The organism is Ureibacillus acetophenoni (assembly GCF_900220965.1).
GTDB classification, from domain to species: domain Bacteria; phylum Bacillota; class Bacilli; order Bacillales_A; family Planococcaceae; genus Ureibacillus; species Ureibacillus acetophenoni.
The window spans coordinates 57,984-84,875 of the sequence record NZ_OBQC01000004.1 but is presented as its reverse complement, the minus strand read 5'-3'; the positions used below and the strand labels follow the sequence as shown (position 1 = coordinate 84,875).

Below are 26,892 nucleotides of genomic sequence, written 5' to 3'. Positions count from 1 at the left end.
TAGAACGGAGTAATACATATGGCATTTTTATCAACATTAACACCAGATACACTCGCATTAGCGAAAAAAATAGAAGAGAAAGTTCGTCCTTACCACGAAAAGGTCGACCAAACGGCTTTCTTTAATCAGCAAAAAGTTTTAACAGCATTTAAAGACAATCAAGTGAGCGATTATCATCTCCACCCATCAAGTGGTTACGGCTACGACGATGAAGGTCGAGATAATTTAGAGCGAGTTTATGCGCAAACATTCGGGGCAGAGGCAGCCATCGTGCGCGCGCAAATTATTTCGGGAACACATGCAATTACTTTAAGTCTTTTCGGCGTTCTTCGCCCTGGGGATGAGCTTGTATACATAACAGGAAAACCTTACGACACATTGCAATCGATCGTTGATGGCGGGGAGAAGGATACGGGTTCACTAAAGGATTTTGGAATTGGTTACTCTCATGTTGACTTAATCGACAATCGTGACATTGATTGGGATGGCGTTTGCGAGGCAATTAACGAAAATACAAAAATGGTTGCAATTCAACGTTCAAAAGGTTACGCTACTCGACCATCATTTACCATTGAACAGATCCGAGAAATGTGCGAGAAAATCAGAGAACTCAAATCGGATGTTGTCATTTTTGTTGATAACTGTTACGGGGAGTTTGTTGAGGGGCAAGAACCAACGGAAGTTGGGGCAGATTTAATGGCCGGTTCCTTAATTAAAAACCCTGGTGGCGGCTTAGCGAAAATAGGTGGCTACATTGCAGGGCGAGCAGATTTAGTGGAGAAGTGCGCATACCGCATGACTTCGCCAGGAATTGGTGCAGAAGCTGGTGCTTCATTGAACACATTGGCAGATTTCTACCAAGGCTTCTTCCTTGCGCCACACGTCGTAGCGCAAAGCTTGAAAGGTGCAATTTTCACCTCAGCTATGTTAGAAGAGGTTGGAATGACGACTTCGCCACACTATACAGATGTTCGTACGGATTTAATTCAATCAGTTTCTTTTCAAACTGCTGAACAAATGGTCGCATTCTGTCAAGAAATCCAAGCAGCTTCGCCAATAAATGCCCACTACGCGCCAATCCCTGCATATATGCCGGGCTACGAAGATGACGTAATCATGGCAGCGGGAACGTTCATACAAGGTTCAAGTATTGAGTTAACAGCGGATGGCCCAATTAGACCACCGTATACAGCGTTTATCCAAGGTGGGTTAACGTATGAGCACGTGAAGTACGCGATCTGCAGTGCGGTGCAGAAGTTGGTATAGATAAATGAAATTGGAACACTCCTCCGTTACTGGGGAGTGTTTTTCGATTTAATCCCGAAGATGTATTAAATATCCCGATCTTAAACGATTTATTTAAAATGTCACATCCGTAATGTAATTGATAATCTCACAACTACATTGTTCGGTAAATTTTACTAATATCCCCCAAACTTTTGAAATATAGTAAGTAATAAAGAGAAGATTGGGGTTGAATATGGTTTACGCTGGACGCAACAGAAACGTTAATACGATTTTGCAACATTACGCGGTGATGTGGGGGTTAACGCTCATTGGTGTGCTGTTTGGGACGTGGTTACCATCTTCAATCGTGACCCCGTTGTCCTTAGTGTGCTTTGTATTGATTGTCGTTTCTTGCTTTATTAAACACATCAAGCTACCGGATCCGATTTTGTATATCATTCCATTTTTAACCGGCATTATGTATCTTTGGATATACCTGTTCCTAGTTGATTTTCTGGGAGAAGATTTGTTAATCACAGTTTTTATTAGTACTGCAATTATTTTTATTTTACTTACAGTAGCTGGTTTGAAAATTCCTGGAGATGTTACGGAAACCGGGAGCATCATTTTTACGGCGCTTGTCGTTATTTTTGTCTTCTCAATTGTATTTATGTTCTTTCCGGTAGAAAATACATTTTTACTTTTTCTGGCTGCAATGTTCGTTCTCTTAACCGCTATTTACACGGTTTATGAATTTACAATTATCTGTTCCAATTATGTAAGAGATGTTGAAGTTATTGGCGTCGCTGTATATTTATATTTGAGTTTCTTTAATCTACTGGCAAATATAATTGCGGTTGTGAGGCGATGAGGGCTAAATGAATATCGTAAATTTTTTAATATACACCACATAAACTACAGATTATCCGTAAATTTTAGCGGATCTGTAGTTTTTTATTTAGAATAAAATAAATTACTCATGTCAGTTTTCCTAACATGTAATTGACAACGAAGCTACCGAAGCGTATATTTATTTTAAAGGGGAGGTGGATGTAGTGAGTAGTGAAAGCAAAAGATCTAGTGAACTGCGCCGTTCAATGCCGCTTTTACCGATTGGTACGGTGATGCAATTAACAGAATTAACAGCAAGACAAATTCGCTATTACGAAGAACACGAGCTAATTCAACCGCACCGTACAGAAGGAAATCGACGTATGTTTTCCTTAAATGACGTTGATACTTTACTTGAAATTAAAGATATGCTTGAACAAGGGGTAAACATGGCTGGAATTAAAAAAGTCTTCGATATGAAGAAAAATTCTAGCATGTTAAAAGCTCAAGCGAATGAAGAAATTTCTAATAGTGAACTTCGTCAAATTTTACGTGAAGAAATGAAATTAGCGCAGCGATCACAAAAACCATCCTTAAGACACGGGGATATGTCACGTTTCTATCAATAAAAATCTAATCTAGAGAAGCAAGAGAATTTAGGAGAGTGCAATCTGTGGGTAAATACACAAAAGAAGACATTAAACAAATCGTAAAAGATGAAAATGTACGATATATCCGTCTTCAATTTACGGATATTCTCGGTACAATTAAAAACGTTGAAATTCCAGTTAGCCAATTAGACAAAGCATTAGACAACAAAATGATGTTTGACGGATCATCCATTGAAGGTTTCGTACGTATTGAAGAATCTGACATGTATTTACATCCAGATCTTGATACTTTCGTTATTTTCCCTTGGACTCATGAAAAAGGTAGAGTGGCACGTTTAATCTGTGATATTGCAAATACTGATGGTCAACCGTTTGCAGGGGACCCTCGTTCGAATTTAAAACGTATTTTAAAGAAAATGGAAGAGCTTGGATTTACAAGCTTTAACTTAGGGCCAGAGCCAGAATTCTTCTTATTTAAGTTAGATGAAAAAGGCGAGCCAACATTAGAAGTAAATGACCATGGTGGTTATTTCGACTTAGCACCGACAGATCTTGGTGAAAACTGCCGTCGTGATATCGTTTTAGAGCTTGAAGAAATGGGCTTTGAAATCGAAGCATCACACCACGAAGTAGCACCAGGACAACATGAAATCGACTTTAAATATGCAGACGCTATTACTGCATGTGATAATATACAAACATTTAAATTAGTAGTAAAAACGATTGCACGTAAACACGGTTTACATGCAACGTTCATGCCAAAACCATTATTTGGTGAGGCAGGTTCAGGTATGCACTTTAACGTTTCTTTATTCCGTGGAAGTGAAAATGCATTCTTCGATCCTAACACAGAAATCGGTCTTTCTGACACAGCAATGCAATTTATGGCGGGTGTGTTAAATCACGTACAAGGATTTACGGCGATTACAAACCCAACAGTAAACTCATACAAACGTTTAGTTCCTGGTTACGAAGCGCCGTGCTACGTTGCATGGTCAGCTCAAAACCGTTCACCTTTAATCCGCGTACCGTCTGCTCGTGGTGCATCAACACGTATTGAAGTACGTTCTGTTGATCCATCAGCAAACCCATACTTAGCGATGGCAGTTATTTTAGAAGCAGGATTAGAAGGAATTCGTCAAGGATTAGTTCCACCAGCTCCAGTTAACCGTAACATTTACGTAATGACTGAAGCTGAGCGTAAAGCTAATGGTATCGACAATTTACCACCTTCATTAGACGACGCACTTCGTTTACTTGAGCAAGATGAAGTCGTAAAAGAAGCGCTTGGTGGCCACATTTACGAAAACTTCATGGAAGCAAAAGAAATCGAATTCGAAATGTTCCGCTCCCACGTACACCCTTGGGAACGTGAGCAGTATATGAAGATGTACTAAAAGGGTACCAGGTACACACACAATTCAGAAACAATTCTGACAATTTTAAAAGCATTGGGAGAATTTACTTCCCCAATGCTTTTTTCTATTTTTGCCATGTAAGTATATTTGTAAGTTGCGTAATCTCAGCGCGGTGTTCTTTATCAAATATTTGAATTAATACGCGTGTTAAATGATCTTCAGTCTCGTGAGGTTGTACGCTTAATAATATGTAAAAATCCGATTCATTATTTACTTTCTTCTCGTAGATCGTAGTAGCCTGATCCTTTTTATTTTCCTCGTATCCTAAACTTAAAAGTGCCTCTTGTTGTTGACTCAAACTATATTCAGGAGAAATGGTAGAAAGCTCATTAAACTCATTTTGTGCTATTGCTGAAGCTGCGTCCTTTTCTTCTTGTGTGAATTCAGCTTTATTGAAATATTGATAATAAACCCCTAAACCGCCACCAAGCAATAAAAGGAAAATCAGAACATACGCGATAATCTTAACGGAAGAACCGCCTTTTTCATTGCGAGCGTTTTGCATAAAAGGTCTCATTGAATGCACCTACTTTATAAAGTTAGTATCTTGCACCTCTTAATACTTATAATTTACACTAAAACGCTTACAAATACTGTGACGAAAAAGGGAAATCAGTTAGGGGGTGGAAATAGTAGAGCGACCATTACTAGTGAGGGGGAAATATTAACATCACATAAGATGAACAGGGGGGTTAGGCTGTATAAAACGAAAGAATTGAAAAAAGAGATTGCACACAATATGTGTACAATCTCAATAAAATCCATCTCAATTCATATTTATTAATTCTATGAATTTCTAGTTATATCTATATTCTTCTTTACTAATAATTGGCAGTCCCCACTTCCACTGTGGAATTACTCCCGGATTATTTGAATCCCCCTCACAAGCCTTATTATTTCTGTCGTAAAAACTTACATCTGTACCGTTTGCATTTCCACTTCCAATTTCACCGTAACTTTTTGCGCATATTTTACCAGTAGACTTATTATAATTTTTAATCGTTGCCTCTCCCAAAACCTCCAAAGTTATATTCTGGGATCCGTTAAAGTTTCCTATCGTTGCATCTTTTTTTACATGAATTTTCATATTGTCATAACTAGAATTACCATTATAATCAACTAAGTTTTTAGTAACATATAATAAATTGATATTACTTTTTAACTTATCATAATAAATATCACCTATTATTTTAAAAATTGTTTTATCCGAATTACATTTAATTTTACCATCTACGTAACCTTTATCACCATTACTTTTATCGACTAAATCATCGTAGCTACATTCGTATAACAATTTATCATCTGGATCAGGGTCAAGAATTAAAGGTGGAACAGCATAATTTTCTTCACCTGGTTGATATAATATCATTTTAGAGAAATCTATTTCTACTTTTCCAGTAATAATTGTTTCAATATTTTTCGTATTCCCATTTTCCATTCCAATGCTATCGAATGTTATTGTAACTATATCGTTTTGTAAGGGAGATATGATTACATTGTCTATTAAGAACTTTGGTTTAGAAATCAAATTACTTATTATTTTTTCGCGAGGAATACCAGTTGGTTTTGTTATTCCTGTTAAATATTGATATGCTTCATTAATACCAATTTCTCTTGCTTTCATGATTATTTCTTCGGTAATTTTATCTGGGAGAAATGGATTTATATAATTACTCTGAGCTCTTTGTGCTTTTTCTGACATTACAAAGAATTCATTTTCGATAGCGGTCATATAATACTGGCTACCCATTTCAGCTAAAGCAGCAGATTGAAAATTATCTTGCACCACATCATTCTGTTTCTTACTATTAGCAGTTTGCACTGTGAAAGATAAAGCAAGAATAGAGAAAACTGCAATACATAGTACGACTATGAAAAGAGAGTATCCATGATTATTTGAAAGAATTTTTTTCATATAATTAACCCCCATTTTTCAATCTGTGTAACTGAATATTTACTTCTATTGTATTATTTTTGGTACTATTATCAGATATTGAAAGTGGTAACCTGATATTAGTGTGACTTTTAATTACAGTGGTTGTTGGAATTGTATAGCACATTTGACTATTTTTTGTTTCAAATATCTTATTATGTCCAGAGTTTAAAACTTCAATTGTACAATCACTTGAAGAAATAGTGTATTCTTGGTTTTTTTGATGAATCTTTGTTAATGTAGATATAATAACATTTGCTTCCTGATACATTTGATTTTTTGTCATTGCATTTTTTGAATAATTTGTTCCCTGAAAAAAAATATTCCAAGCTAGTAAACCAACAATAGAAACTAATATAAAAGTAGCCAATATTTCAACAAGGCTAACCCCATTTTGATTTTTAATAATCACTCAAATCACCCTCTAAAAAAATACATATCCGTAATTAGTACTTAAAGGCATAGAACCACTTACAATAGAACCGTTTTCTATAGAATTTTGTTTATAAATATTTATTTGAATTAAATGCGCTTCTTTTGGTAATTGACTCATTCCAGGTTCAATTTTGATATGGTTAATATTTAAATCTGATACAGTATTTATTATTATTTCTACATCGAATTCATTAGACATTGTATTCATTGAATTTGTACTACTAGTTAATATTTTAATAGAATTCTCATCCTTTTGAACTATATCATCGGATCCTAGTGTCGGGTTGTTCATAAACTTTTTATTGATTATATTTTGCCAGTATATTAACTCTGAACGTGCTAAATTTATTGCTTGTTGCTTCTCGCCGGTTTGATTATTGGATTTCCCCATAATTGGAAAGAAGTTCATAAATGAAATTAAGATAATTGTTAGTATTAATAATGAAGCAATAACTTCAATAAGCGTAATACCTGATTCATTTAAGTATTTCTTATTTTTTACGTGGTTCACATTCGTTCACCTACTATTATATTCTAGTTTTTATGTACTACTAAAAATTGAATTATATGTAATTATAAATCATTCAAACTAAGCATGCTATAAAAGTCACAGTTAATATTATATTAAATTTGTATAGTTTATGAAATTAGTAAAAATAGGCTATACATTTTATTTGAAATTTAATATTTTTATATTGAGGATTAAATTACAAATTATAGAAGTAAAAGGTTTGAGTAATTAGTAATAACTAATATAATTCCATTTTTACGTGAAATACATAGTTTTAATACAATTACTTAAGAATACTCTGATAATCTAATTATTTATATTGATAAAAAGGTCACTTTTCATATAAAAATAACCTTAAAAATTTTCATCCAACTTAGTAATAAAATCATATACTTTGTTTTCTTTTTTGTGTATTCTATGCTTAATGATACATTAGTATTATATAAGTCGTTTAAACACTATTATTTTTAATAAATTATATAATAGATATAGAGCTTTATATATAGAAATTGGAGTGATGTTTTTGAAAATTCAGTATAATAGGTTCACTCTTGCAATTTTATGTATTCTACTAATTTACTTAGTGTTCTCAGTGAGTAATTTAACAACCGTTTTTGCAGATGACAAAAGTAATGGGTCTTCCATCGCAGGTGTTAATGTGAATGGATTAGATTCAAAAGAAATTGAAAAAGTATTAAATGAAGCTGTTAATGAGTGGATTTCTGAAGATTTAATAGTAAGTGGCGGGGGAGTGGAACTCCTGGTAGACCCTTCAAAACTTGAATTTGACATTCCTGCCACAATTGCTGAATATCGAACTCTAACAGATAAATCTTGGTATGCTTTTTGGGAATCAGAGCGAGTGGTACATATACCATTAAAGGTTGCGGATCGTGGGGATATTCAAAGCGAAATCTCAGCAGTTGCAACTTGGGAGACAGATGAAACCTACAATCAAGTAATGTCACAAGCTTCCTTTTTAATGGGTCACGAAATTGAGGCAACGGTTAGTAATTTAGACATTTATAACAATGAACGTATTGCGTTATCAATTAGAGAAATTCCTACTAATGCCTTTGGACTAGATAACCTAGTAACTCTCTTAGATGGAACAATGGTGAATCCAGGTGAGGAGTTTTCATTCATCAACACAGTTAACGAAAGCGCAACAAAAGCTAATAGTGATGCGATTAACTTTGTCTCTTCCTTATTATATGACGCAATTTTACAAACTGAATTTGAAATTACTGAACGCCATCAGGGGAATGTGATTCCAACGAACCTTGAACTAGGGAAAGAAGTTGCAATTAATATCCACTTAAATGAAGACTTAAAGTTCCGAAACAATACAGATACAGTTGGAAAAATCCATGCAACTGTTGAAAACAATTCACTGAAAGTAGAAATTACCTCTAGTAAAAAAGAGACGGAAGTTTATGTTTCGGTAGATAAAGAGATTCTTTCACCTCGAATCGTTTATCGTTATTCAAAAGATCTACCAATTGGATATGAACAGGTAATTCAAGAGGGTAGTGAGGGGTATCGAGTGCTTGTGTCCCGAACGATTTCTGGTAATGGTCGAACAGAAGAACAACTGGTTAGTCGTGATTACTATCCACCGGTGAATCAGATTGTTTTAAAATCTTCTAAATCACCAGAACAAACTGGTACTAACTCAGATCCAACAAATACGACTGATCCAAACTTAGAAATTGATATGGACGGGGACGGTTTACCTGATATTGAAGTGCCAAACGATAATTACGATGTAGAGTCAGCACCTGAATACGACAAAGGTGGTAATATAACTTCATTCAGCAAAGGTATTCCACTTTTATACATTGTGTCATAATTGCTTCGAGATTATTATTCTTATTTACATTCGATAGAATGAAGTTATAGCCTCTGGCGGATGCCACAAATTTTTAAAGGTTTAATAAATGAACTTAGACTAAGAGCGCCACTTCCTGTGGCAACGTCTAAGTGACCAACATCCTGTTGGCCTAAGCTCGATAAAATCTGGGCGCAAATACGCCAAGGCGTATTTGATTTATACTCCATAGAAAGGAGAGATAGTGATGCGTGGGACAATACGTAAACGACTTGGGGACTTGCTTACAGAAGCAGGGGTAATCTCAAACGAACAGTTAGATTATGCTTTAAAAAATAAAAGTTATGATGAAAAACTAGGGGATTTCCTCATTCGAGAAAACTTTATCACTGAACAACAACTGATTGAAGTACTTGAGTTCCAATTGGGAATTCCTCATATAAATCTAAATCAATACGCAATTGATCCGGAATTACTGCAATTAGTTCCAGCCGAATTGGCAAAACGTACGAAAATCATGCCAATAAGACGCGATAAAAATAAATTATTTATCGCTATGGCAGACCCAATGGACTATTTCGCTATTGAAGAAGTTCGAATGGCAACGGGTTGTCAAATTGAGACAAGTATTGCTGCAAAAGATGATTTATATCGAACAATTACAAAATATTACGATTTGCAAGAATCAATGGAAGCTGCGCTTTCAGATTTAGGTGTAACACCAACAGAAACACAACCAGAAATTACTGACGAAGACTCACCTATCGTACGCTTGGTGAATCAGATTATTGCAAATGGTGTAGCTCAAAGGGCGAGTGATATTCACTTTGACCCACAAGAAACAGATTTTCGTGTTCGATACCGTGTGGACGGAATTTTAAAAACTGAACGTTCTCTACCAAAACATATGCAAAGTATGATTACGGCCCGTATAAAAATTATGGGGAATTTAAACATTACGGAAAACCGTATACCTCAAGATGGCCGTATTAAATCAACTGTTAACTTCAAACCAGTTGATATTCGTTTATCTACTTTACCAACTGTTTATGGTGAGAAAATCGTAATGCGTATTCTTGACTTAAGTAATGCATTAAACGATATTTCAAAAGTTGGATTTACAAAAAGAAATGAAGAACTGTTCCGTAAGATGATTTCTAGACCAAATGGAATTGTATTAATTACAGGTCCAACAGGTTCTGGTAAATCTTCAACACTGTACGCAGCTCTCAATAATTTAAACGAAGAGGGCGTTAATATTATCACTGTAGAAGACCCGGTGGAATATCAACTTGAAGGCATTAACCAAATTCAAGTGAAAGAAGAAGTTGGACTCACATTTGCTGCTGGTTTGAGATCGATATTACGTCAAGACCCAGACATTGTGATGATCGGGGAAATTCGAGATTTAGAAACAGCAGAAATTGCAGTACGTGCTTCATTAACGGGACACTTAGTATTAAGTACGTTACATACGAACAGTGCTGTTGAATCCATTTCAAGATTAAAAGATATGGGCGTGGAGCCATTCTTAATTTCTTCTTCTTTAAATGGTGTAATGGCGCAACGTTTAGTAAGACGAGTTTGTCGAGACTGTGGTAGACCGTCTCCGGCAACAGAACGTGAGAAAGAAATCTTCGCAGAAGCTGGTTTCAAGGTTGAAACGGTTCACCGTGGCCTTGGTTGTCCAGCTTGTAGTCATACAGGATATAGAGGTCGACTTGCAATTCATGAGATATTACCTGTTGACCGTGAAATAAAAGATCTGATTTTACAACGCGGAAGTATATCTGAGATTCGCGACTATATGAAACAACAAGGATATCCTTCTTTATTACAAGATGGACTTCAAAAAGTACTAGACGGCGTCACGACAACAGAAGAAGTTTTACGTGTAGCAACCTTTGATTAGGAAGTGAAATCATGAGTAAATTTTCAATATCAGCATTACTTCAAAAAGCGTATGAGGAAAATGCTTCTGACCTTCATATTACTGTAGGAATTCCGCCCGTTTATCGTATTAATGGTCGTCTGCAACAATATGGACAAGCCACCGTGGAACCAGATGATGTGAGTGAAATGGTGAATGAGATTTTACCGCACCATAAGACAGAGGAATATGAAGTAAAAGGGGAAACGGATTTTAATTATTCATTAGCAGATTTATGTCGTTTCCGTGTGAACGCTTATCACCAAAGGAATGCTGGAGCGATTGCGTTTCGTTTAATTCCATCAAAGATTCCAACGATTGAAACTTTAGGAATGCCAAAGGTCTTATATGATTTGGCGGATAAACCACAAGGGCTCATTTTAGTAACAGGGCCAACCGGTTCAGGGAAATCAACGACGCTTGCAGCAATGCTGAATTATATAAATGAAACAAAATCAAAACACATTATTACGTTAGAAGACCCGATTGAGTATTTGCACCATCATAAAAAATCGGTTATTAACCAACGTGAAATCGGAATTGATACACAAGATTTCGCGAGTGGCTTACGTGCATCTTTACGACAAGATCCGGATGTAATTCTAGTAGGTGAGATGCGAGACTTAGAGACTATTTCGACGGCAATAACTGCAGCTGAAACTGGGCACTTAGTTTTTGCGACACTTCATACATCGAGTGCACCGACGACGATTGATCGTATTATTGACGTGTTCCCACCGCATCAACAAGGACAAGTTCGTATTCAATTAGCGAACGTTATACAGGGGATTATTTCTCAACGACTGTTTGCTAGAAGAGATATAGAGTCACGAATTGCTGCAACGGAAATAATGGTTGCTGTTCCTTCGGTGACGAATTTAATTCGAAATGAAAAAGTTCATCAAATTCCAAGTGTCATGCAAACGAGTAGAGCCCTAGGTATGCATACTTTACAAACATCTTTACAGGAACTTGTTTCTAGAGGGAAAGTTGCTTTGGAAGATGCAAAACCGTACTTGAACGCAGGTGAGTACATTTGACGGTTTATAAATACGTCGGTCGAACAAAAACTGGTGCCCCTTCCAAAGGAACGATTGATGCTGCGAATAAAAATGCTGCTATTGCAAAGTTAAGGGAGCGCGGAATTAACCCTCGGGAAATAAATGAATCCAAAAGCTTGCTGCATATGGAAATCAATCTAGGTGAAAACAAAGTAAAAAACCAAGATTTCGTTATTTACTGTCGCCAATTCGCTACGTTAATACGTGCCGGAGTTTCCATTGTTGAGTCAACAAACATTTTAGCGCAACAATCAAAAAGTAAGCCTTTGAAAAAAGCGTTACAACAAGTAGAAGAGGATATCCGATCGGGGATTCCATTTTCTGAAGCAACTGTAAAGCATCCTAAGGTTTTCCCTGCTTTATTTACGAATATGATGCGTTCGGGGGAAGCGACAGGGAACATTGATGATACTTTGGAAAGATTAGCCAATACCTTTGAGAAACAATATAACTTAAAGAAAAAAATACAATCAACCTTAACTTATCCAGCGGTGTTGCTTGTAATAACGATTATCGTTGTATTTTTCTTATTGATTTTCATCGTGCCGACTTTCGTTTCAACGTTTGAAGAGATGGATGCGGAGTTGCCTTGGATTACTGTGTTTACTGTGGGAGTAAGTGAATGGTTGCAACAGTTTTGGTGGTTAGTTATAGGATTTACACTAATTGCAATCGTTGTCTTCCGGATTCTTTATAAAGGTAACAAAGAATTTAATTATTGGGTTCACTACGCTGTTTTAAGAGTGCCTGTTTTTGGTCCTCTACTACAAAAGTCTGTGATTGCTAGATTAATGAGAACACTATCTTCATTATTTAGTAGCGCAGTACCTATTTTAAATGCTTTGACAATATCTGAGAGAGTAGTAGGAAATCCAGTTGTGGGGAAAGTAGTTTTAGAGGCTCGGACAAGCCTTGAAAAAGGGAGCTCACTAACAGAACCATTAAAACAAAGCTGGTTATTTCCGCCACTCGTAACTTCAATGACGGCAATTGGGGAATCTACAGGTTCACTCGATTACATGCTAGAGAAAATTGCTGATTTCTATGAAGCTGAAGTTGATCGAGCAGTGGATACATTAAAGTCGTTAATTGAACCATTGATGATTCTTATTTTAGCTGTGATTGTTGGATTTATCGTCGCAGCAATTATGATGCCTATGTTTAGTCTATATGAACAAATCTAATAGAATCTTTAAGGACGTTTTGCAAGGAGGTGGAGAAAGTGCAACAGACGTCCGTGCAAAAACAAAACAAATTTAAAAATATTAATCTGGGAGGATTTCAAATGAAAAAGTTTTTAAAACAACTTTTAAACAAACGTCTTAACAATGAAAAAGGTTTAACTTTGATTGAATTATTAGCTGTTATAGTTATATTAGCGATTGTTGCAGCAATTGCTGTGCCTGCTATTGGAAACATAATAGAGAATTCTAGAATTAAAGCATTAAAATCAGACGCAGTAACTATTATTAATGCGGCACAAATTTACTATACCGATGGAAAAACTGATGCTTTCACATTAGGTGGAGATTCAGCTACTGGGACAGAATATGTACAGTTATCAAGCACTCCAACTGATATTGAGGTTACTAAAACGGGTGAAATTTCAGGTTCTCTTGCAAAAGATGGATATACACTTACATTTACAAGTGCAACAGTAGCAGAAATCAATGTTGAAAGTCCTGACCCTGAAGAGGGGATAGTGGTTATTTCTAAGCCATCTGACGAAAGCTAAATTTTCAATAAATTAACTTTTATACCTTAATTCTCTAAAAGACAACTAACAAATTTAAATTGTTAGTTGTCTCATTAGGCAATTAAATGTATTCAAATTCTAATATAATTTCATTAAGGAGCCCACCCACATGTTCAAACCAAAAAACAAACAATCACACGTCTCCATAGAAATCAATGATTACGTTCTTCGCGCGCTTGTGATGAAGGGCTCGTCATTGGAGCAAGCGACTATTTTTGAAATGGAGCTTCCAAAGGGAATTGTTGATGAAGCTACTGTTAAAGATGAGATGGAGCTTTTTAATTTATTAAAATTGAACTTACCTAAACTTGGTGGGAAAAAGCAAAGTGCTCGATTCTTTGTGCCTGATCCAACGATTCTTTTAAAATCATTTCCACATCCAAGTGATGTGGAGTCTACAAAATTAAAAGAATATGTTGAAATGGAGCTTGGCCAATCAATTCACTTGCCATTCCAAGAACCGTTAATCGATGTCTATGATCCTATTGAAGGCGATGGTCAGGCGATGATGTTTGCAGCCGCTCCTGAGGAAGTACATAAAATTAAGAATCTACTTTTAGATATCGATTTAAAACCTGATGCTGCAGATATCCGTGCCCTATGTAATTTACGACTACTTGATCATATGCAATTGTTACAATCCGACAAGACCTATTTAATTGCAAATTGGTTAATTAATGAATTATCCATTTGTATTTATTCCAATGGGCATGTCGATTTTCTACGCTATCAGCCAATAGAAACGGATTTATCCTTATGGAAAGCTACTAATATTTCAGAATCGGAAGTTGATTTCTCTTACACGGGTGAAAATGAAGATTACCGAATGCTATTAGCAGACCAGGTTTTAGAACTGGATCGTATTATGAATTTCTTTAAGTTTTCATTACATAAAGGGGAAAAATCCGTAGACGAAATTGTCGTTATGGGAGATAATCCATTTTTAGCACAAATTCAAACCGTTTTACAAGAGAATTTACCATTACCTATTAGGATTGTGAATAGTGGGTTAATCGAACACCATTTCCCTGGTTTCAGAGCAAAACATGCCAGCCTGTTAGGTCTTGCATTAAAGGTGGTTTAACGAATGATTCCTGATATAAACCTTATACCGAAATTAGAAAAAGAACAGACTGCACCCACCTTGCTATATTGGATACTTGGAGGTGTTGCCATTTTAGCACTAGCTTTTTTTGTATGGCAATATATTGGTGCAACGAACTCTATTACTTCTTTAAAAGCAGCAGAGTCATCATTACAACAAGAACGGGATCAGTTGTTCGCTAAGTTAGAAGAATTGAATTCTAACGCGAACCAAGGCTCAATTGAGGAATTGGTTGATTATATTGATTTAATTTCTTATCCTGTACTACCGTTAATTAATGAGATTGAAGGCTTGCAACCAAATAATGCATATTTAAGAGAATACTATTTTGGTGTTGAAGAAATTAATATTTCGGTAGACTTTGAAACATTAAGCGAAGTTTCTAAATATGTGACTCGCTTAAACAATAGTGACTATTTCGTCGATGTTTTAGTCAATGATATCTCACAATACGATTTAGAATCTCTTATTGCTGAAGAAGGGGATTTGACAACCTTTAATGTCATTCCTAGACATACTGCGAATATGACCTTGTTTATTGATTCTGTTTATTTAGCTACGGGAGGTGTTCGATAATGAAGCTTTCTAGTAGTAAAAATACTCAAGTGATTTTGCTTGTATTGCTAGTGGTAGCATTACTCTTTGCTGTATATTATTATTTAGTGTTGCCAAAACAATCGGAAGTAGATTCTTTAAATCGATCTGTTTCAAGTTTGGAAAATGAAGTTTCAACTTTAGAGACTTCGATAAAAGAAAAAGGTACAATAACAGCTAATGCATCTGAGAACTTATTTGCTCTTGGTAAAAAAGTGCCTCAATCTCGAGAAATTGATAAGTTGTTGTTAAATATTGAGGAAATCCAATATGTAACAGATTCTATCGTGATGTCTATGAATTTTAGTGACTATGATTCTTCTGCAGAGGATGCTAATATTGGAATCCATATTCCAAATGAAGATGGAGAAACGACTACAGAAGACCCGAACGTAAGTAAGGAAACTGTTAATGAATCACCTCTTGCTAGTTTAGGCGGTACTTTACCACCCGAATTGAAGTTAATCACTTTTAATCTTGAAGTGTTATCACCAGATTACAATAAACTGTTACAATTCATAGATGAACTTGAAAGTTTAGAACGTATTATGCATGTAGATGCGATTAGCTACTCACTTCCTGGTGAAGAAGCAGAATTTGATGAAGAAGCTTTAAATAATGTTACTGCAATGATTCAAGTAACGACTTTCTATTATGAAGGACAAAAATAAATTTTTTGTAGAGTTAGGTTAGGAGTTGGATTTTGTGGAAGTAGTGTATACGATATTTGCGTTTTTATTTGGGATGGTTTTTGGATCGTTCTTCAACGTAGTTGGATTGCGAGTTCCTCTGAAAATGTCAATTTCATATCCGTCATCGCATTGCACGAATTGTATGCACCGCTTATCGGCTCTTGACCTGATCCCGATTTTTTCGTATATCTTCCTTAAAGGAAAATGTCGCTATTGTGGGCAAAAGGTTTCTCCTATTTATATGGTCACAGAAATTTTGACCGGGATTTTATTTGCCTTTGCTTACTGGCAATTAGGTTTTACACCAGAATTAATCGTTGCGTTGTTATTTATTTCATTGCTTGCAATTATCGTAGTTTCAGATATTGCTTATATGATTATCCCAGACAAAGTATTATTGTTCTTTTTACCATTACTTGCATTGGGTCGAATAATTGCCCCATCAGATCCGTGGTGGGATAGTTTGCTTGGGCCTGTTGTAGGGTTCACTGTTCTATTTTTAGTGGCGTTATTATCTAAAGGTGGAATGGGTGGGGGAGACATTAAGTTATTCTTCCTTATCGGTCTTGCCCTTGGAACGATTGGTACATTGGTGACATTATTCTTTGCGTCAGTAATTGGTATGATCGTTGGAATTGTTATTTTAAAGGTTCGCGGACAAGATCGAAAGCAGCCAATTCCATTCGGACCTTCAATTGCTTTAGCTGCGATCATTGTTTACTTTTATGGGGATCGAATTATTGATTGGTACATAAATATTTTATAAGAGTTATCGAGCTTAACGAATTGTCGTTAGGCTTTTTATTTTGTACTGTTTCGTCATTATTAAAATAATTCTAGCAATTTAAAATAGTATGAAATATAATTTGATATATTATGATTTTTACTTTGGGGGTGTTCGTTTGAAACCGGTTATTGGATTAACTTTAAGTGTTGAAAATGATACGAGTTTTATTAATTGGCGATATACGAAATCGATTATTGAAGCAGGGGGCTTACCAGTAGGGATTCCACTATGGGTGGAGGAAGACGCAGAGCAGCTTGTTCAAATGTTTGATGGTCTTGTTCTATCAGGCGGTGGGGATATACATCCACATATATTTGGGGAAGAGCCGCATCAGAAATTAGGTCCTGTTAACAGTGATCGCGACCGTATGGAGTTGGCTTTAGCTAAGGCGGCTATTAAGCAGGGGATTCCAATCTTTGCAATTTGTCGCGGACATCAAGTGCTGAATGTGGCATTAGGTGGGACGATTTACCAAGATATATATTCACAAAGGAAAGACATTTACTTACATAGTCAAACCGCTCCAAGACATGAAGGAACGCACTTTATCTCTGTGAGTGAAAATAGTTTACTCTATAAATTATTAGGAAAAGACAAAATCGTCGTGAACTCATTCCATCATCAAGCCATCAAAGATGTGGCTCCAGGTGTGAAGGTAACAGGGAAAGCGAATGATGGCATAATTGAAGCCGTAGAGATTAAGGACTATCCGTTTTGCTTAAGTGTACAGTGGCATCCAGAGGAAATGGGAATGGGTGGAGATGAAGATTCTAAAAAGTTGTTTGCGGCATTTATTGAAGCTAGTAAGAAAGTAGAAGTGGGAAGTAAATAAGTGTGTGAACAGTCACTGGGGAAACTCGGTGGCTTTTTTTGTTAGGAGGAAGTGGAAGAGGGGAACTCTTAACGAGACACTTTTTTGGAAAACTGAAAAATTCTGTCCAGAAAACCGCATTTACAAGATACTTTATCGGAGTATCGCAAAATCTTGTCCAGAAACTTGCATTAATTAGACAATATTTCATAGAACCGTAAAATCTTGTCTAGAAACTTGCGTTTATTAGACATTATTTCATAGAATCGCAAAATCTTGTCCAGAAACTTGCATTAATTAGAAATTATTTCATAGAACCGTAAAATCTTGTCTAGAAACTTGCGTTTATTAGACATTATTTCATAGAATCGCAAAATCTTGTCCAGAAACTTGCATTAATTAGACATTATTTCAGGGAATCGCAAAATCTTGTCCAGAAACTTACATTAATTAGACACTATCTTATAGAATCACAAAATCTTGTCCAGAAACTTGCATTAATTAGACATTATTTCATAGAATCACAAAATCTTGTCCAGAAACATGCATTAATTAGACATTATTTCATAGAATCGCAAAATCTTGTCCAGAAACTTGCATTAATTAGACATTATCTCATAGAATCGCAAAATCATGTCTAGAAACTAGCATTCTTCTTAGAACCACTCAATCGTGTCTAAAACTCTAACCCCAAATCCTCAACATCATGTAACTTTTTCAGTCCATCCAATCACTTTCCCAAACCAAAAAAGCCGACTCAGAAACACCTCTGTTCCCAAACCGACTTTCCATATAATTCTATTATGTTAATTTTAATGAATACGACGGTACAACCCAACGACTTTACCTAAGATCGTTACTTGGTTTACATAGATAGGATCCATTGATGAGTTTTCTGGTTGTAAACGGAAATGTGTTTTTTCCTTATAGAAGCGTTTTACAGTTGCTTCATCTTCTTCCGTCATTGCTACGACAATTTCCCCGTTATTAGCTGTTGACGTTTTCTTTACGATCACATAATCTCCATCTAAAATGCCGGCTTCAATCATCGATTCTCCCATAACTTCTAACATAAACAATTGGTCCTCGCTAGTGCCATAAGAATCTGGTAGAGGGAAATAATCTTCAACGTTTTCAATCGCTGTTATTGGAAGACCTGCCGTAACCTTACCGATTAAGGGTACATTTACAACATTTTGCTTTGGAACAGGAACCTCTTCTTCCATATCTAAAATCTCTATCGCACGAGGTTTCGTAGGATCTCGGCGAATTAACCCTTTACTTTCTAATCGAGCTAAATGTCCGTGCACAGTAGAACTTGAAGCAAGGCCAACTGCTTCACCAATTTCACGAACAGATGGCGGATATCCTTTTGTACGAACTTCTTCTTTTATGAAGGCTAATATATCTTCCTGCCTCTTAGAAACTTTTTTCAATCTATCTCACCTCTGGAATGAATATCTATCAATACTAGTTACATATAGTATAGCAACAGGAATTGGAAAATGCAAACATAAGTTCGAATAAAACTATTGACAAAACGTATGTTCGATTTTATAGTAAAATTATACATACGAACAAACATTCGGAAAGAGGTAATTGAAATGAATTGGTTACAAAAAAATAGTTATGTGAAAGTTCTATTAACAGCATTTTTATTTATTGCAGGATACGTATTAATTACAGATAATGGTGAGACAACATATAAACAAATTGAAGTACAACACGGTGATAACTTATGGTCATTAGCGGAAAAATATCGAGGCAACATGCCAACACATGAATGGATTAAAACAGTTCAAATTGAAAACAACTTAGACGGGGAAGTTATTGTAGCTGGACGAGCGTTAACAATTCCTTTATCAGCGGATGCTGTTATAATTGCACAAGATGTAGAGATAGAGGAATCCGAAGTAAAGGTAGCGACATATAATCAATGATGAAGAAAACACAAAACGCAGTAATATACGCAAGAGTAAGTACTGAAAAAAACTCACAAGAAACATCCCTGGCTCGTCAACAGGAAGAACTTCAAAAATATGCACAACAGATGGGTTATCATGTAATAGCTACATTCCAAGACCAACATAGTGGATATGAAGTAGATCGTGAAGGTCTTCTTGAAATGATGGACTTCATTAAAGAAAACAATGTACAAGCTTTGTTTATACAAGATGAAACACGTTTAGGCCGTGGACATGCTCGGATGGCGGTGATCCATTTGCTTCAAAAATATGAAACTACCATCTACTCATTAAGTGATAAAGGTCCCATTGCATTAAACGAAATGGATACAATGTTGCTAGAAATCTTAGCAATCGTAGAAGAGTATCAACGAAAAATTCACAATGCAAAAATCCGTCGTGGTATGCGTCGTGCGGTTGAAAATGGTTATAAGCCACAACTAAACTTAAAAGACCGTGGAAATCATGAGGGAAGAGAACGGATTGACGTTCCAATAGAAGAAATCGTCAACTTACGAAACAAAGGTCTCACGTTTAATGAAATTGCCTCCACTTTACGAGGTCTCGGCTTCCAAGTTAGTAAAGCCACAGTACATCGAAGATACCAAGAATATACTGAAAGACTTGAGGGCTAAAAACTTACATCTCAAGTCTTTTTCATTTTTTTTAAACTTACTTACGGATCAAAATATAATAGCAACCCTCTAGTAAAATATCTATTTATGAATTATTTCTATTGCCAAAATTATCATCTCCAATATTATAGTAATATGGGGGGCGATTGTTATTCTAAAATTAAATAAAGTGTCTGAATTGAATTACATAAATTATGATTTTATTAATGGAGATAAAAAGATAGGATACGCGGATGGGAAAATAGAAGGTAATACTTTTACATTTGATTACATCTATATCTATAGCGAAAACAGAAAATTAGGTTATGGATCAACTGCATTAAAATTAATTGAAGAAGATTTGAAATCCTTGAATATACAAAAAGTCTCTGGTGATTTTATTGCCCAGGACGGAATAACTCAACAAGAACTATACGATTTTTATGAAAAAAATGGGTACAACATTACCGATGGCGTTATAGTGAAACAGTTGCACTATGTGAATGCATCATTTGGATAACCTTAGATCAGCACTCCTGCAACAGGGTGCTTTTTATTTTTAAACTTTATTTACGAAGGAGAATCATTGCTATTAATCGCTATCCTCCTAAGCAATTGCCTTTACTTTTTTAAGCACTTTTACTTGCATCTCAACTCTTTTTTCCTTACCTTTTAAGTATTGGTATTTAGAAAGGTTGGAACAATCATGTTATCAAAGGAAAAAATTGCACGTATTAACGAATTATCAAAAAAGAAAAAACAAGGCACTCTAACAGAAGCTGAGGCAAAAGAACAAACAGCTCTTCGTAAAGAATATCTAGATTCATTCCGTAATTCATTCCGTGATACGATTACGAATGTTAAAATCATGGATGCTGCCGGGAATGATGTTACCCCTGAAAAAGTAAAACAATTAAAGCGTAATAAACCGTTAAATTAACTAGAATGATATAACACATTTGTAAAATGTATGTCATATTTCCGAAATTGTCATTAGATAGGATTGTTTTATTAGACAATTTTGTCTAAACTGAATAAGAAGAAAAAGACACGAGAAAGGAAGTCTACCAATGACAGTAAATGCGGATCTACAAGCAATTAATGCAATCCGAACTTTATCAATTGATGCAATTGAAAAAGCAAATTCAGGACACCCTGGGTTACCTATGGGTGCCGCACCAATGGCATACACTTTATGGACGAAACAATTAAAACATAACCCTCAAAATCCAAAATGGTACAATCGTGATCGTTTTGTACTATCAGCTGGACACGGGTCGATGTTATTATATAGCCTTCTTCATTTAGGTGGATATGGCCTTGATATGGAAGAAATTAAAAACTTCCGTCAGTGGGGGTCAAAAACGCCAGGTCATCCTGAGTATGGTCATACAGTTGGTGTAGAAGCAACAACTGGACCACTTGGACAAGGGATTGCCATGTCTGTTGGTATGGCAATGGCTGAACGCCATTTAGCTGCAACTTACAACAAACCAGGTCATGAAATTGTAGACCATTACACATATGCATTATGTGGTGACGGTGATTTAATGGAAGGTGTTGCAGCAGAAGCCATTTCTCTTGCGGGTCACTTAAAATTAGAAAAACTAATCGTTCTTTATGATTCAAATGACATTTCATTAGACGGTGATTTAGCAAAATCATTCTCAGAAAATGTTCAAAAACGTTTTGAATCTTACGGTTGGAACTATCTACATGTGGCAGATGGTACTGACATCAACGAAATTAACTCAGCTATTGAAAAAGCAAAACAATCAAATGACAAACCTACATTAATCGAAATTAAAACAGTCATTGGCTTTGGTTCACCAAACAAATCAGGTAAAGCTGATGCACACGGAGCTCCACTTGGTACAGATGAAGTTACATTAACTAAAACTGCATACGGATGGGGACATGAGCCATTCCAAATTCCACAAGAAGTATATGATACTTTTAATGCGGCAGCTGAACAACAAGGTGCAAAACCTGAAGCTGAGTGGAATGCAAAGTTCGAAAGCTACAAAGCAGAATACCCTGAGTTAGCAGAGCAATTCGTAAAAGCTATGGATAATGAACTACCTGCTGATTTCGATGCAGAAGTTCCTGTTTATGAAGCAGGAAAATCAGTTGCGACACGTTCTTCATCAGGTGACGTAATTAACGCGTTAGCGAAAAAAGTACCTTCATTTTTTGGCGGTAGTGCGGATCTTGCTGGTTCAAACAAAACTACTATTAAAGGTGGCGGCGACTTCTTCGCTGAAACTCCAGAAGGCCGTAACATTTGGTTCGGTGTTCGTGAATTCGCAATGGGTGCAGCACTTAACGGTATGGCGTTACATGGTGGTTTAAATGTATTCGGTGGTACATTCTTCGTATTCTCTGACTATGTTCGTCCTGCAGTTCGTTTATCTGCATTAATGGGATTACCTGTAACTTACGTATTCACTCATGATTCTATCGCGGTAGGGGAAGACGGCCCTACACATGAACCAGTTGAACATTTAGCTGCATTCCGTGCAATGCCAAACTTATCGGTTATTCGCCCTGCGGATGCAAACGAAAGTGCGGAAGCTTGGAAATTAGCAGTTTCATCAAAATCAACGCCAACATTACTCGTTCTTTCTCGTCAAAACTTACCAGTGTTAGCGAACTCAGCAGAACTTGCTAAAGATGGCGTAGCAAAAGGTGCATATGTTGTATCACCTGCAACAAAAGAAACTCCTGATGCAATTTTAATCGCAACAGGTTCAGAAGTTTCATTAGCTGTTGAAGCACAAAAAGCTTTACTTTCTGATGGAATTGATGCTTCAGTAGTTTCAATGCCTTCAATGGATCGTTTCGAACAACAATCTGCTGAATACAAAGAATCTGTATTACCAAAAGCAGTAACAAAACGTTTAGCGATTGAAATGGGTGCATCTTTCGGCTGGCATAAATATGTTGGTTTCGAAGGCGATGTTCTTGCAATTGATCAATTCGGTGCAAGTGCTCCAGGGGAAATCGTAATCGAAAAATACGGTTTCACAGTTGAAAATGTAGTAGCGAAAGTGAAAGCCCTATAAAATTCATATACTAATACTTAAAGTCGATTTGTTCACAAGTAAATTTGTGACAAATCGACTTTTTCATTGTTCTAAAGTGTAGTTATAAATATCTATTTGTGAAAGTATTAAAAACTTTCAAAAGAATTAAATTTTGTGTTAAAATATTCCTAATATACTAAAATATCTAATTATTAAATATCAGAATAGTTTACTAACGGGGACGGGGACGCTACATGAAATTAACAATTGCAAAAAAGTTATGGTTAGGATTTAGTACAATAAATGTATTACTATTAATTGCTGGAGCAATCACTGTTTTTTCTTTCTATACTCTAACAGGAAAATATCAATCCATTGTTGATGTGAATATTGAAAAAATAAATTTAGCAACAGAGATTGAAAAGTCTCAAGTTGAAGCAGAAGCTAATTTATTAGCATATATATCCTTCAGTAATGCCGATGTTGTAAATGAAATTCGAGCATCTCTACAAAGTGCCACAACGGCTTTTGAAAAACTTTCTAGTTTTGAAAATGATGCAAAAACAAACGAACTAATAGAAAAAGTGAATACGAATTTTAAAGTTTATTTAGAAACGAACAATAAAGTAATTGAAATGAAGGAAAAGGGGAAGCCGTATACAAGTTCATTAGCCCAATTGAAGACGCATAATGATCATATTGTTTCGTATTTAACTCAATTAGTTGAAATTCAACATGAAAATGTTGAAATTGCAAAAGCTGAAATTAATACATATCAATCTTTCATCTTAACAATTATCGTGATCATCATCATTGCAAGTATTGTTTTAGGATTAGGTATTACGGTACTAATTAGTAGAAATATTTCAAATCCTATTAAAAAAGTAACGAATGGATTAGAACAAATCGCAAATGGGAATTTATTAGCCGAATCGATTCATATTAAAAATAAAGATGAAGTGGGCCTTATGGCTGAAACCTATAATAAGATGTTGGCAGATTTAAAGAGCATTGTAGATAAAGTGAGAGACTCTTCATCACAACTAGCAGCAAGTGCAGAACAATTATCTGCTAGCTCTGAGCAAAGCCTTGCATCTTCACAAATGGTTGCTAGTTCCACAGAACAGCAACTTTCAACAAGTGATCGACAAGTTAAGTTAATGACATCTTCGGTTGACTCGATGCGTGAGTTAAATAACGGAATGAACCAAATATCACTGAGCAATGAAGAAATGCTAAATGCATCTGATAATGTTCATAAACTTGTTTCCAAAGGTTCAATGGTAATTACAGAGGTTGTCGAACAAATGGAAACGATCCATCAAACGTTTAATGAAACAAACGAGATTATGACTGAAATGGAAAAGCATTCTAACGAAATTCAAAACATCACTTCACTCATTACTGCAATTTCGGAACAAACAAACTTACTAGCTCTAAACGCTGCAATTGAGGCAGCACGTGCTGGTGAAGCTGGAAAGGGATTTGCAGTAGTAGCCGATGAAGTAAGAAAACTTGCGGAGCAATCGAAAAATTCTGCAGACGAAATTCAAAAAATGGTTAACCAAATTCAAAAGGCAAGTGGCGCTGCTGTCCATGCAATTACTGATGGTGGAACAAAAGTGAATGAGGGAATTACGAAAACCAATGAATCATTGCACGTGTTTAAAGAAATTGAAACGAGTGTAGAAGATGTAATTGGTAAAGTAGAAACTGTTTCATCTGCGATTGAGGAAATTCATGCCATTGCAGACTCAGTAACAGAAAGTGTTATACAAGTAGAGTCACTAGCAAAAGATGCAGCTGCATATTCTAACGATTCTAGTGCAGCAACAGAAGAGCAGTTAGCAGTAAACCAAGAAATTTCATCAAGTGCGAATGCGTTAGCGGACCTTGCTGAAAAACTTCAACAGGAAGTTCGTAAGTTTCAACTATAACCCTATCAATTAAGGCCTACAACTTTTGTTGTAGGTCTTTTATTATTCTAGTACAAATGTACTTGCTATTTTTACTGAAAATTTCTAAAATTATAATAACTGTTACGCGAGGGGTGTGGGGGAATTGAAGTTTTCAATTCGTAAAAAACTATGGTTCGGTTTTGGATTTGTACTTTTTTTACTAGTAACAATAAGTGTAGTTTCGTTGTTTACTATTAATGATCTTTCAAATCGATATCAAAATATACTTGATATAGAAGTGGAAAAGATCAATCTCGCAAAAGAAATTGAAGTCTATCAAAATGAAGCAGAAGTATCCGTATTTGAATATATCGTGTTAAATACCCCTAGGTCTATTGTAGAAATAAAAGATTCACAGAATAATGGATTTGTAGCAATTGCTACTTTAAAAGCATTAACGAAAGATAAAAACATATATGATCTAATAATATCTCTCGAGTCTTCTACTAGTAAATTTTATAAATCTGCAGATCAAATAATCTCACTGCATTCTAGTGGTCGTAATTTAGACGAGGCTTTAAATACGATGAAAGATAATAATAACATTGTAACAGAGCAAATTAATCAAATAATTGAGCTAGAAAGTCAAAATATCGCTCAAGTTAAAAGTGATATTGAATCACACCAATTAAGATCATTCTTCATTGTACAAATCATTACAATTACTAACATCATACTAGGTCTAGCAATTGCAACTGTTATGGGCTTCTACATAACGAACCCTATAAGAAAAGTAACATCAGGCCTTGATGAAATCGCCAATGGGAACTTATCCATCGAACCACTTCATATTAAAAATAGCGATGAGATTGGTTTAATGGCACAAACGTACAATAAAATGCTTACTGATTTACGGAACATCGTCCAAAAAGTACGTGATTCTTCTGTTCAACTTGCATCAAGTGCGGAACAATTGTCGGCTACCTCAGAAGAAACACTTGCTTCCTCACAAATGGTCGCAACATCAACTGAAAAACAGCTACTAACGAGTGAACAACAAGTACAATTAATGGAAACATCTGTAGAACAATTGAAAATGCTTGATTCAAGTGTCCATCAAATCGAAACGAGTAATGAAAAGATGATTCATTCAACTCAATCAGTTCATCAATACGTGGAAAAAGGTTCGGAAGTTGTTTCTGAAGTGGTCACTCAAATGGATTTAATCCATGAAACGTTTAATGAAACGACAGAAATGATAAAAAATATGGAAAGTAAAACAAATGTCATCCACAATATTACGTCACTAATTACGGACATTTCAGAACAAACGAATTTACTCGCATTAAATGCTGCAATTGAGGCGGCGCGTGCTGGGGAATATGGAAAGGGCTTTGCCGTAGTGGCGAATGAAGTGAAAAAACTAGCGGAGCAGTCGAAAAATTCTGCAAGTCGAATTAATGAAATGGTAAAGGAAATTCAATTAGCAAGTAAAGAAGCAGCCAATTCAATTACGAATGGTGGTTCTAAAGTGAATGATGGAATCGTTAAGACACAGGAATCATTACAAGTATTTACTAAAATTAAAGATAGTGTCCAGGATGTCATCACAAAAGCTGAAACGGTGACAAATGCAATTAAAGAAATCCAGGAACTTACAACTTCCGTAAGTGGAAGTATTGTACAGGTACAAACCTACGCAAAAGATGTGGCTTCGCTTTCGAATGAGGCGAGTTTTGCTACGGATCAACATTTAGCAGCAAATGAAGAAATCGCATCAAGTTCTCAATCTTTAACGAAATTAGCGGATACGCTACAAACAGAAGTAGGGCACTTTAAAATTTAACCCCACCAAAA

26 protein-coding genes are annotated in these 26,892 nt (G+C 35.7%); 21 read left to right on the top strand and 5 right to left on the bottom strand.

From position 1 onward, the window contains the following. Window positions 1–18: 18 nt before the first annotated feature. From CRO45_RS07705 to glnA, 4 genes are all read left to right on the top strand, one after another. Window positions 19–1,266 (top strand): methionine gamma-lyase family protein, encoded by a 1,248-nt coding sequence (locus CRO45_RS07705; RefSeq protein WP_097149087.1) that lies wholly within the window; start codon window positions 19–21, stop codon window positions 1,264–1,266. A gap of 214 nt (window positions 1,267–1,480) precedes the next feature. Then, complete coding sequence (locus CRO45_RS07700) at window positions 1,481–2,098, top strand: Bax inhibitor-1 family protein (protein WP_097149086.1); 618 nt, start codon at window positions 1,481–1,483, stop codon at window positions 2,096–2,098. A 226-nt stretch (window positions 2,099–2,324) separates the two neighbouring features. Then, window positions 2,325–2,687 (top strand): MerR family transcriptional regulator, encoded by a 363-nt coding sequence (locus tag CRO45_RS07695; protein WP_097149208.1) that lies wholly within the window; start codon window positions 2,325–2,327, stop codon window positions 2,685–2,687. A 44-nt stretch (window positions 2,688–2,731) separates the two neighbouring features. Next, window positions 2,732–4,066: a type I glutamate--ammonia ligase gene (gene glnA / locus CRO45_RS07690; protein WP_097149085.1), complete on the top strand. Its 1,335-nt coding sequence runs from the start codon at window positions 2,732–2,734 to the stop codon at window positions 4,064–4,066. Window positions 4,067–4,151: 85 nt separating this feature from the next. On the opposite strand, the gene CRO45_RS07685 is transcribed toward glnA, so the two are convergent. The 4 genes from CRO45_RS07685 to CRO45_RS07670 all read right to left on the bottom strand — a co-directional run bounded on the left by CRO45_RS07685 (window position 4,152) and on the right by CRO45_RS07670 (window position 6,966). Further along, on the bottom strand, window positions 4,152–4,604 hold the full coding sequence (locus tag CRO45_RS07685; RefSeq protein WP_097149084.1) for a hypothetical protein: 453 nt from the start codon (window positions 4,602–4,604) through the stop codon (window positions 4,152–4,154). A 279-nt stretch (window positions 4,605–4,883) separates the two neighbouring features. Beyond that, on the bottom strand, window positions 4,884–6,002 hold the full coding sequence (locus tag CRO45_RS07680; protein WP_097149083.1) for a hypothetical protein: 1,119 nt from the start codon (window positions 6,000–6,002) through the stop codon (window positions 4,884–4,886). A 4-nt stretch (window positions 6,003–6,006) separates the two neighbouring features. Continuing rightward, complete coding sequence (locus tag CRO45_RS07675) at window positions 6,007–6,432, bottom strand: hypothetical protein (RefSeq protein ID WP_097149082.1); 426 nt, start codon at window positions 6,430–6,432, stop codon at window positions 6,007–6,009. A gap of 12 nt (window positions 6,433–6,444) precedes the next feature. Further along, entirely contained in the window at window positions 6,445–6,966 is a 522-nt protein-coding gene (locus CRO45_RS07670) for a hypothetical protein (RefSeq protein ID WP_097149081.1), read from the bottom strand. Between the two features lie 523 nt (window positions 6,967–7,489). Here CRO45_RS07670 and CRO45_RS07665 point away from each other — a divergent pair. The 10 genes from CRO45_RS07665 to CRO45_RS07620 all read left to right on the top strand — a co-directional run bounded on the left by CRO45_RS07665 (window position 7,490) and on the right by CRO45_RS07620 (window position 17,554). After that, complete coding sequence (locus CRO45_RS07665; RefSeq protein WP_170949435.1) at window positions 7,490–8,818, top strand: VanW family protein; 1,329 nt, start codon at window positions 7,490–7,492, stop codon at window positions 8,816–8,818. Between the two features lie 226 nt (window positions 8,819–9,044). Further along, window positions 9,045–10,709 carry a GspE/PulE family protein gene (locus CRO45_RS07660; protein ID WP_097149079.1) on the top strand — a complete coding sequence of 555 codons (1,665 nt, stop codon included), beginning with the start codon at window positions 9,045–9,047 and terminating at the stop codon, window positions 10,707–10,709. 11 nt (window positions 10,710–10,720) lie between these two features. After that, window positions 10,721–11,767 carry a type IV pilus twitching motility protein PilT gene (locus CRO45_RS07655; RefSeq protein ID WP_097149078.1) on the top strand — a complete coding sequence of 349 codons (1,047 nt, stop codon included), beginning with the start codon at window positions 10,721–10,723 and terminating at the stop codon, window positions 11,765–11,767. Beyond that, entirely contained in the window at window positions 11,764–12,972 is a 1,209-nt protein-coding gene (locus CRO45_RS07650; RefSeq protein WP_097149077.1) for a type II secretion system F family protein, read from the top strand. Before CRO45_RS07655 ends, CRO45_RS07650 begins: the two co-directional genes overlap by 4 nt. A gap of 38 nt (window positions 12,973–13,010) precedes the next feature. Next, entirely contained in the window at window positions 13,011–13,523 is a 513-nt protein-coding gene (locus CRO45_RS07645) for a type II secretion system protein (RefSeq protein WP_328588607.1), read from the top strand. 130 nt (window positions 13,524–13,653) lie between these two features. Further along, on the top strand, window positions 13,654–14,628 hold the full coding sequence (pilM, locus tag CRO45_RS07640) for a type IV pilus biogenesis protein PilM (protein ID WP_097149076.1): 975 nt from the start codon (window positions 13,654–13,656) through the stop codon (window positions 14,626–14,628). 3 nt (window positions 14,629–14,631) lie between these two features. Continuing rightward, the gene (locus CRO45_RS07635) at window positions 14,632–15,225 is read left to right on the top strand and encodes a PilN domain-containing protein (RefSeq protein ID WP_097149075.1); all 594 of its coding nucleotides are present in this window, start codon (window positions 14,632–14,634) and stop codon (window positions 15,223–15,225) included. Next, window positions 15,225–15,914, top strand: a complete 690-nt coding sequence (locus CRO45_RS07630; RefSeq protein ID WP_097149074.1) for a potassium transporter — start codon at window positions 15,225–15,227, stop codon at window positions 15,912–15,914. Before CRO45_RS07635 ends, CRO45_RS07630 begins: the two co-directional genes overlap by 1 nt. A 34-nt stretch (window positions 15,915–15,948) precedes the next feature. Next, the gene (locus tag CRO45_RS07625) at window positions 15,949–16,701 is read left to right on the top strand and encodes a prepilin peptidase (RefSeq protein ID WP_097149073.1); all 753 of its coding nucleotides are present in this window, start codon (window positions 15,949–15,951) and stop codon (window positions 16,699–16,701) included. Window positions 16,702–16,837: 136 nt separating this feature from the next. Next, window positions 16,838–17,554 carry a gamma-glutamyl-gamma-aminobutyrate hydrolase family protein gene (locus tag CRO45_RS07620; protein ID WP_097149072.1) on the top strand — a complete coding sequence of 239 codons (717 nt, stop codon included), beginning with the start codon at window positions 16,838–16,840 and terminating at the stop codon, window positions 17,552–17,554. Between the two features lie 791 nt (window positions 17,555–18,345). Here CRO45_RS07620 and lexA read toward each other — a convergent pair. Next, the gene (gene lexA / locus CRO45_RS07615; RefSeq protein WP_097149071.1) at window positions 18,346–18,969 is read right to left on the bottom strand and encodes a transcriptional repressor LexA; all 624 of its coding nucleotides are present in this window, start codon (window positions 18,967–18,969) and stop codon (window positions 18,346–18,348) included. A 168-nt stretch (window positions 18,970–19,137) separates the two neighbouring features. Here lexA and yneA point away from each other — a divergent pair, with 168 nt between their 5' ends. From yneA to CRO45_RS07580, 7 genes are all read left to right on the top strand, one after another. Further along, window positions 19,138–19,473 (top strand): cell division suppressor protein YneA, encoded by a 336-nt coding sequence (gene yneA / locus CRO45_RS07610; protein ID WP_170949434.1) that lies wholly within the window; start codon window positions 19,138–19,140, stop codon window positions 19,471–19,473. Beyond that, complete coding sequence (locus tag CRO45_RS07605) at window positions 19,473–20,132, top strand: YneB family resolvase-like protein (RefSeq protein WP_097149206.1); 660 nt, start codon at window positions 19,473–19,475, stop codon at window positions 20,130–20,132. The genes yneA and CRO45_RS07605 overlap by 1 nt, the downstream gene beginning before the upstream one ends. A gap of 178 nt (window positions 20,133–20,310) precedes the next feature. Then, the gene (locus CRO45_RS07600) at window positions 20,311–20,631 is read left to right on the top strand and encodes a GNAT family N-acetyltransferase (RefSeq protein ID WP_141400320.1); all 321 of its coding nucleotides are present in this window, start codon (window positions 20,311–20,313) and stop codon (window positions 20,629–20,631) included. 186 nt (window positions 20,632–20,817) lie between these two features. Further along, complete coding sequence (locus CRO45_RS07595; RefSeq protein WP_097149069.1) at window positions 20,818–21,051, top strand: DUF896 domain-containing protein; 234 nt, start codon at window positions 20,818–20,820, stop codon at window positions 21,049–21,051. A 130-nt stretch (window positions 21,052–21,181) separates the two neighbouring features. Further along, complete coding sequence (gene tkt / locus CRO45_RS07590; RefSeq protein WP_097149068.1) at window positions 21,182–23,176, top strand: transketolase; 1,995 nt, start codon at window positions 21,182–21,184, stop codon at window positions 23,174–23,176. 215 nt (window positions 23,177–23,391) lie between these two features. After that, on the top strand, window positions 23,392–25,074 hold the full coding sequence (locus CRO45_RS07585) for a methyl-accepting chemotaxis protein (protein ID WP_097149067.1): 1,683 nt from the start codon (window positions 23,392–23,394) through the stop codon (window positions 25,072–25,074). Window positions 25,075–25,198: 124 nt separating this feature from the next. Continuing rightward, window positions 25,199–26,881, top strand: a complete 1,683-nt coding sequence (locus CRO45_RS07580; RefSeq protein ID WP_170949433.1) for a methyl-accepting chemotaxis protein — start codon at window positions 25,199–25,201, stop codon at window positions 26,879–26,881. Window positions 26,882–26,892 lie beyond the last annotated feature (11 nt).

Excerpts from the sequence above, each read along its gene's own strand:
- CRO45_RS07635 (WP_097149075.1), top strand. The coding sequence starts at position 14,632 with ATGATTCCTGATATAAACCTTATACCGAAATTAGAAAAAGAACAGACT.
- tkt (WP_097149068.1), top strand. The coding sequence starts at position 21,182 with ATGACAGTAAATGCGGATCTACAAGCAATTAATGCAATCCGAACTTTA.
- CRO45_RS07585 (WP_097149067.1), top strand. The coding sequence starts at position 23,392 with ATGAAATTAACAATTGCAAAAAAGTTATGGTTAGGATTTAGTACAATA.
- yneA (WP_170949434.1), top strand. The coding sequence starts at position 19,138 with ATGAATTGGTTACAAAAAAATAGTTATGTGAAAGTTCTATTAACAGCA.
- CRO45_RS07700 (WP_097149086.1), top strand. The coding sequence starts at position 1,481 with ATGGTTTACGCTGGACGCAACAGAAACGTTAATACGATTTTGCAACAT.
- CRO45_RS07655 (WP_097149078.1), top strand. The coding sequence starts at position 10,721 with ATGAGTAAATTTTCAATATCAGCATTACTTCAAAAAGCGTATGAGGAA.
- CRO45_RS07605 (WP_097149206.1), top strand. The coding sequence starts at position 19,473 with ATGAAGAAAACACAAAACGCAGTAATATACGCAAGAGTAAGTACTGAA.
- CRO45_RS07705 (WP_097149087.1), top strand. The coding sequence starts at position 19 with ATGGCATTTTTATCAACATTAACACCAGATACACTCGCATTAGCGAAA.
- CRO45_RS07695 (WP_097149208.1), top strand. The coding sequence starts at position 2,325 with ATGCCGCTTTTACCGATTGGTACGGTGATGCAATTAACAGAATTAACA.
- CRO45_RS07595 (WP_097149069.1), top strand. The coding sequence starts at position 20,818 with ATGTTATCAAAGGAAAAAATTGCACGTATTAACGAATTATCAAAAAAG.
- CRO45_RS07685 (WP_097149084.1), bottom strand. The coding sequence starts at position 4,604 with ATGAGACCTTTTATGCAAAACGCTCGCAATGAAAAAGGCGGTTCTTCC.
- CRO45_RS07660 (WP_097149079.1), top strand. The coding sequence starts at position 9,045 with ATGCGTGGGACAATACGTAAACGACTTGGGGACTTGCTTACAGAAGCA.
- CRO45_RS07680 (WP_097149083.1), bottom strand. The coding sequence starts at position 6,002 with ATGAAAAAAATTCTTTCAAATAATCATGGATACTCTCTTTTCATAGTC.
- pilM (WP_097149076.1), top strand. The coding sequence starts at position 13,654 with ATGTTCAAACCAAAAAACAAACAATCACACGTCTCCATAGAAATCAAT.
- CRO45_RS07630 (WP_097149074.1), top strand. The coding sequence starts at position 15,225 with ATGAAGCTTTCTAGTAGTAAAAATACTCAAGTGATTTTGCTTGTATTG.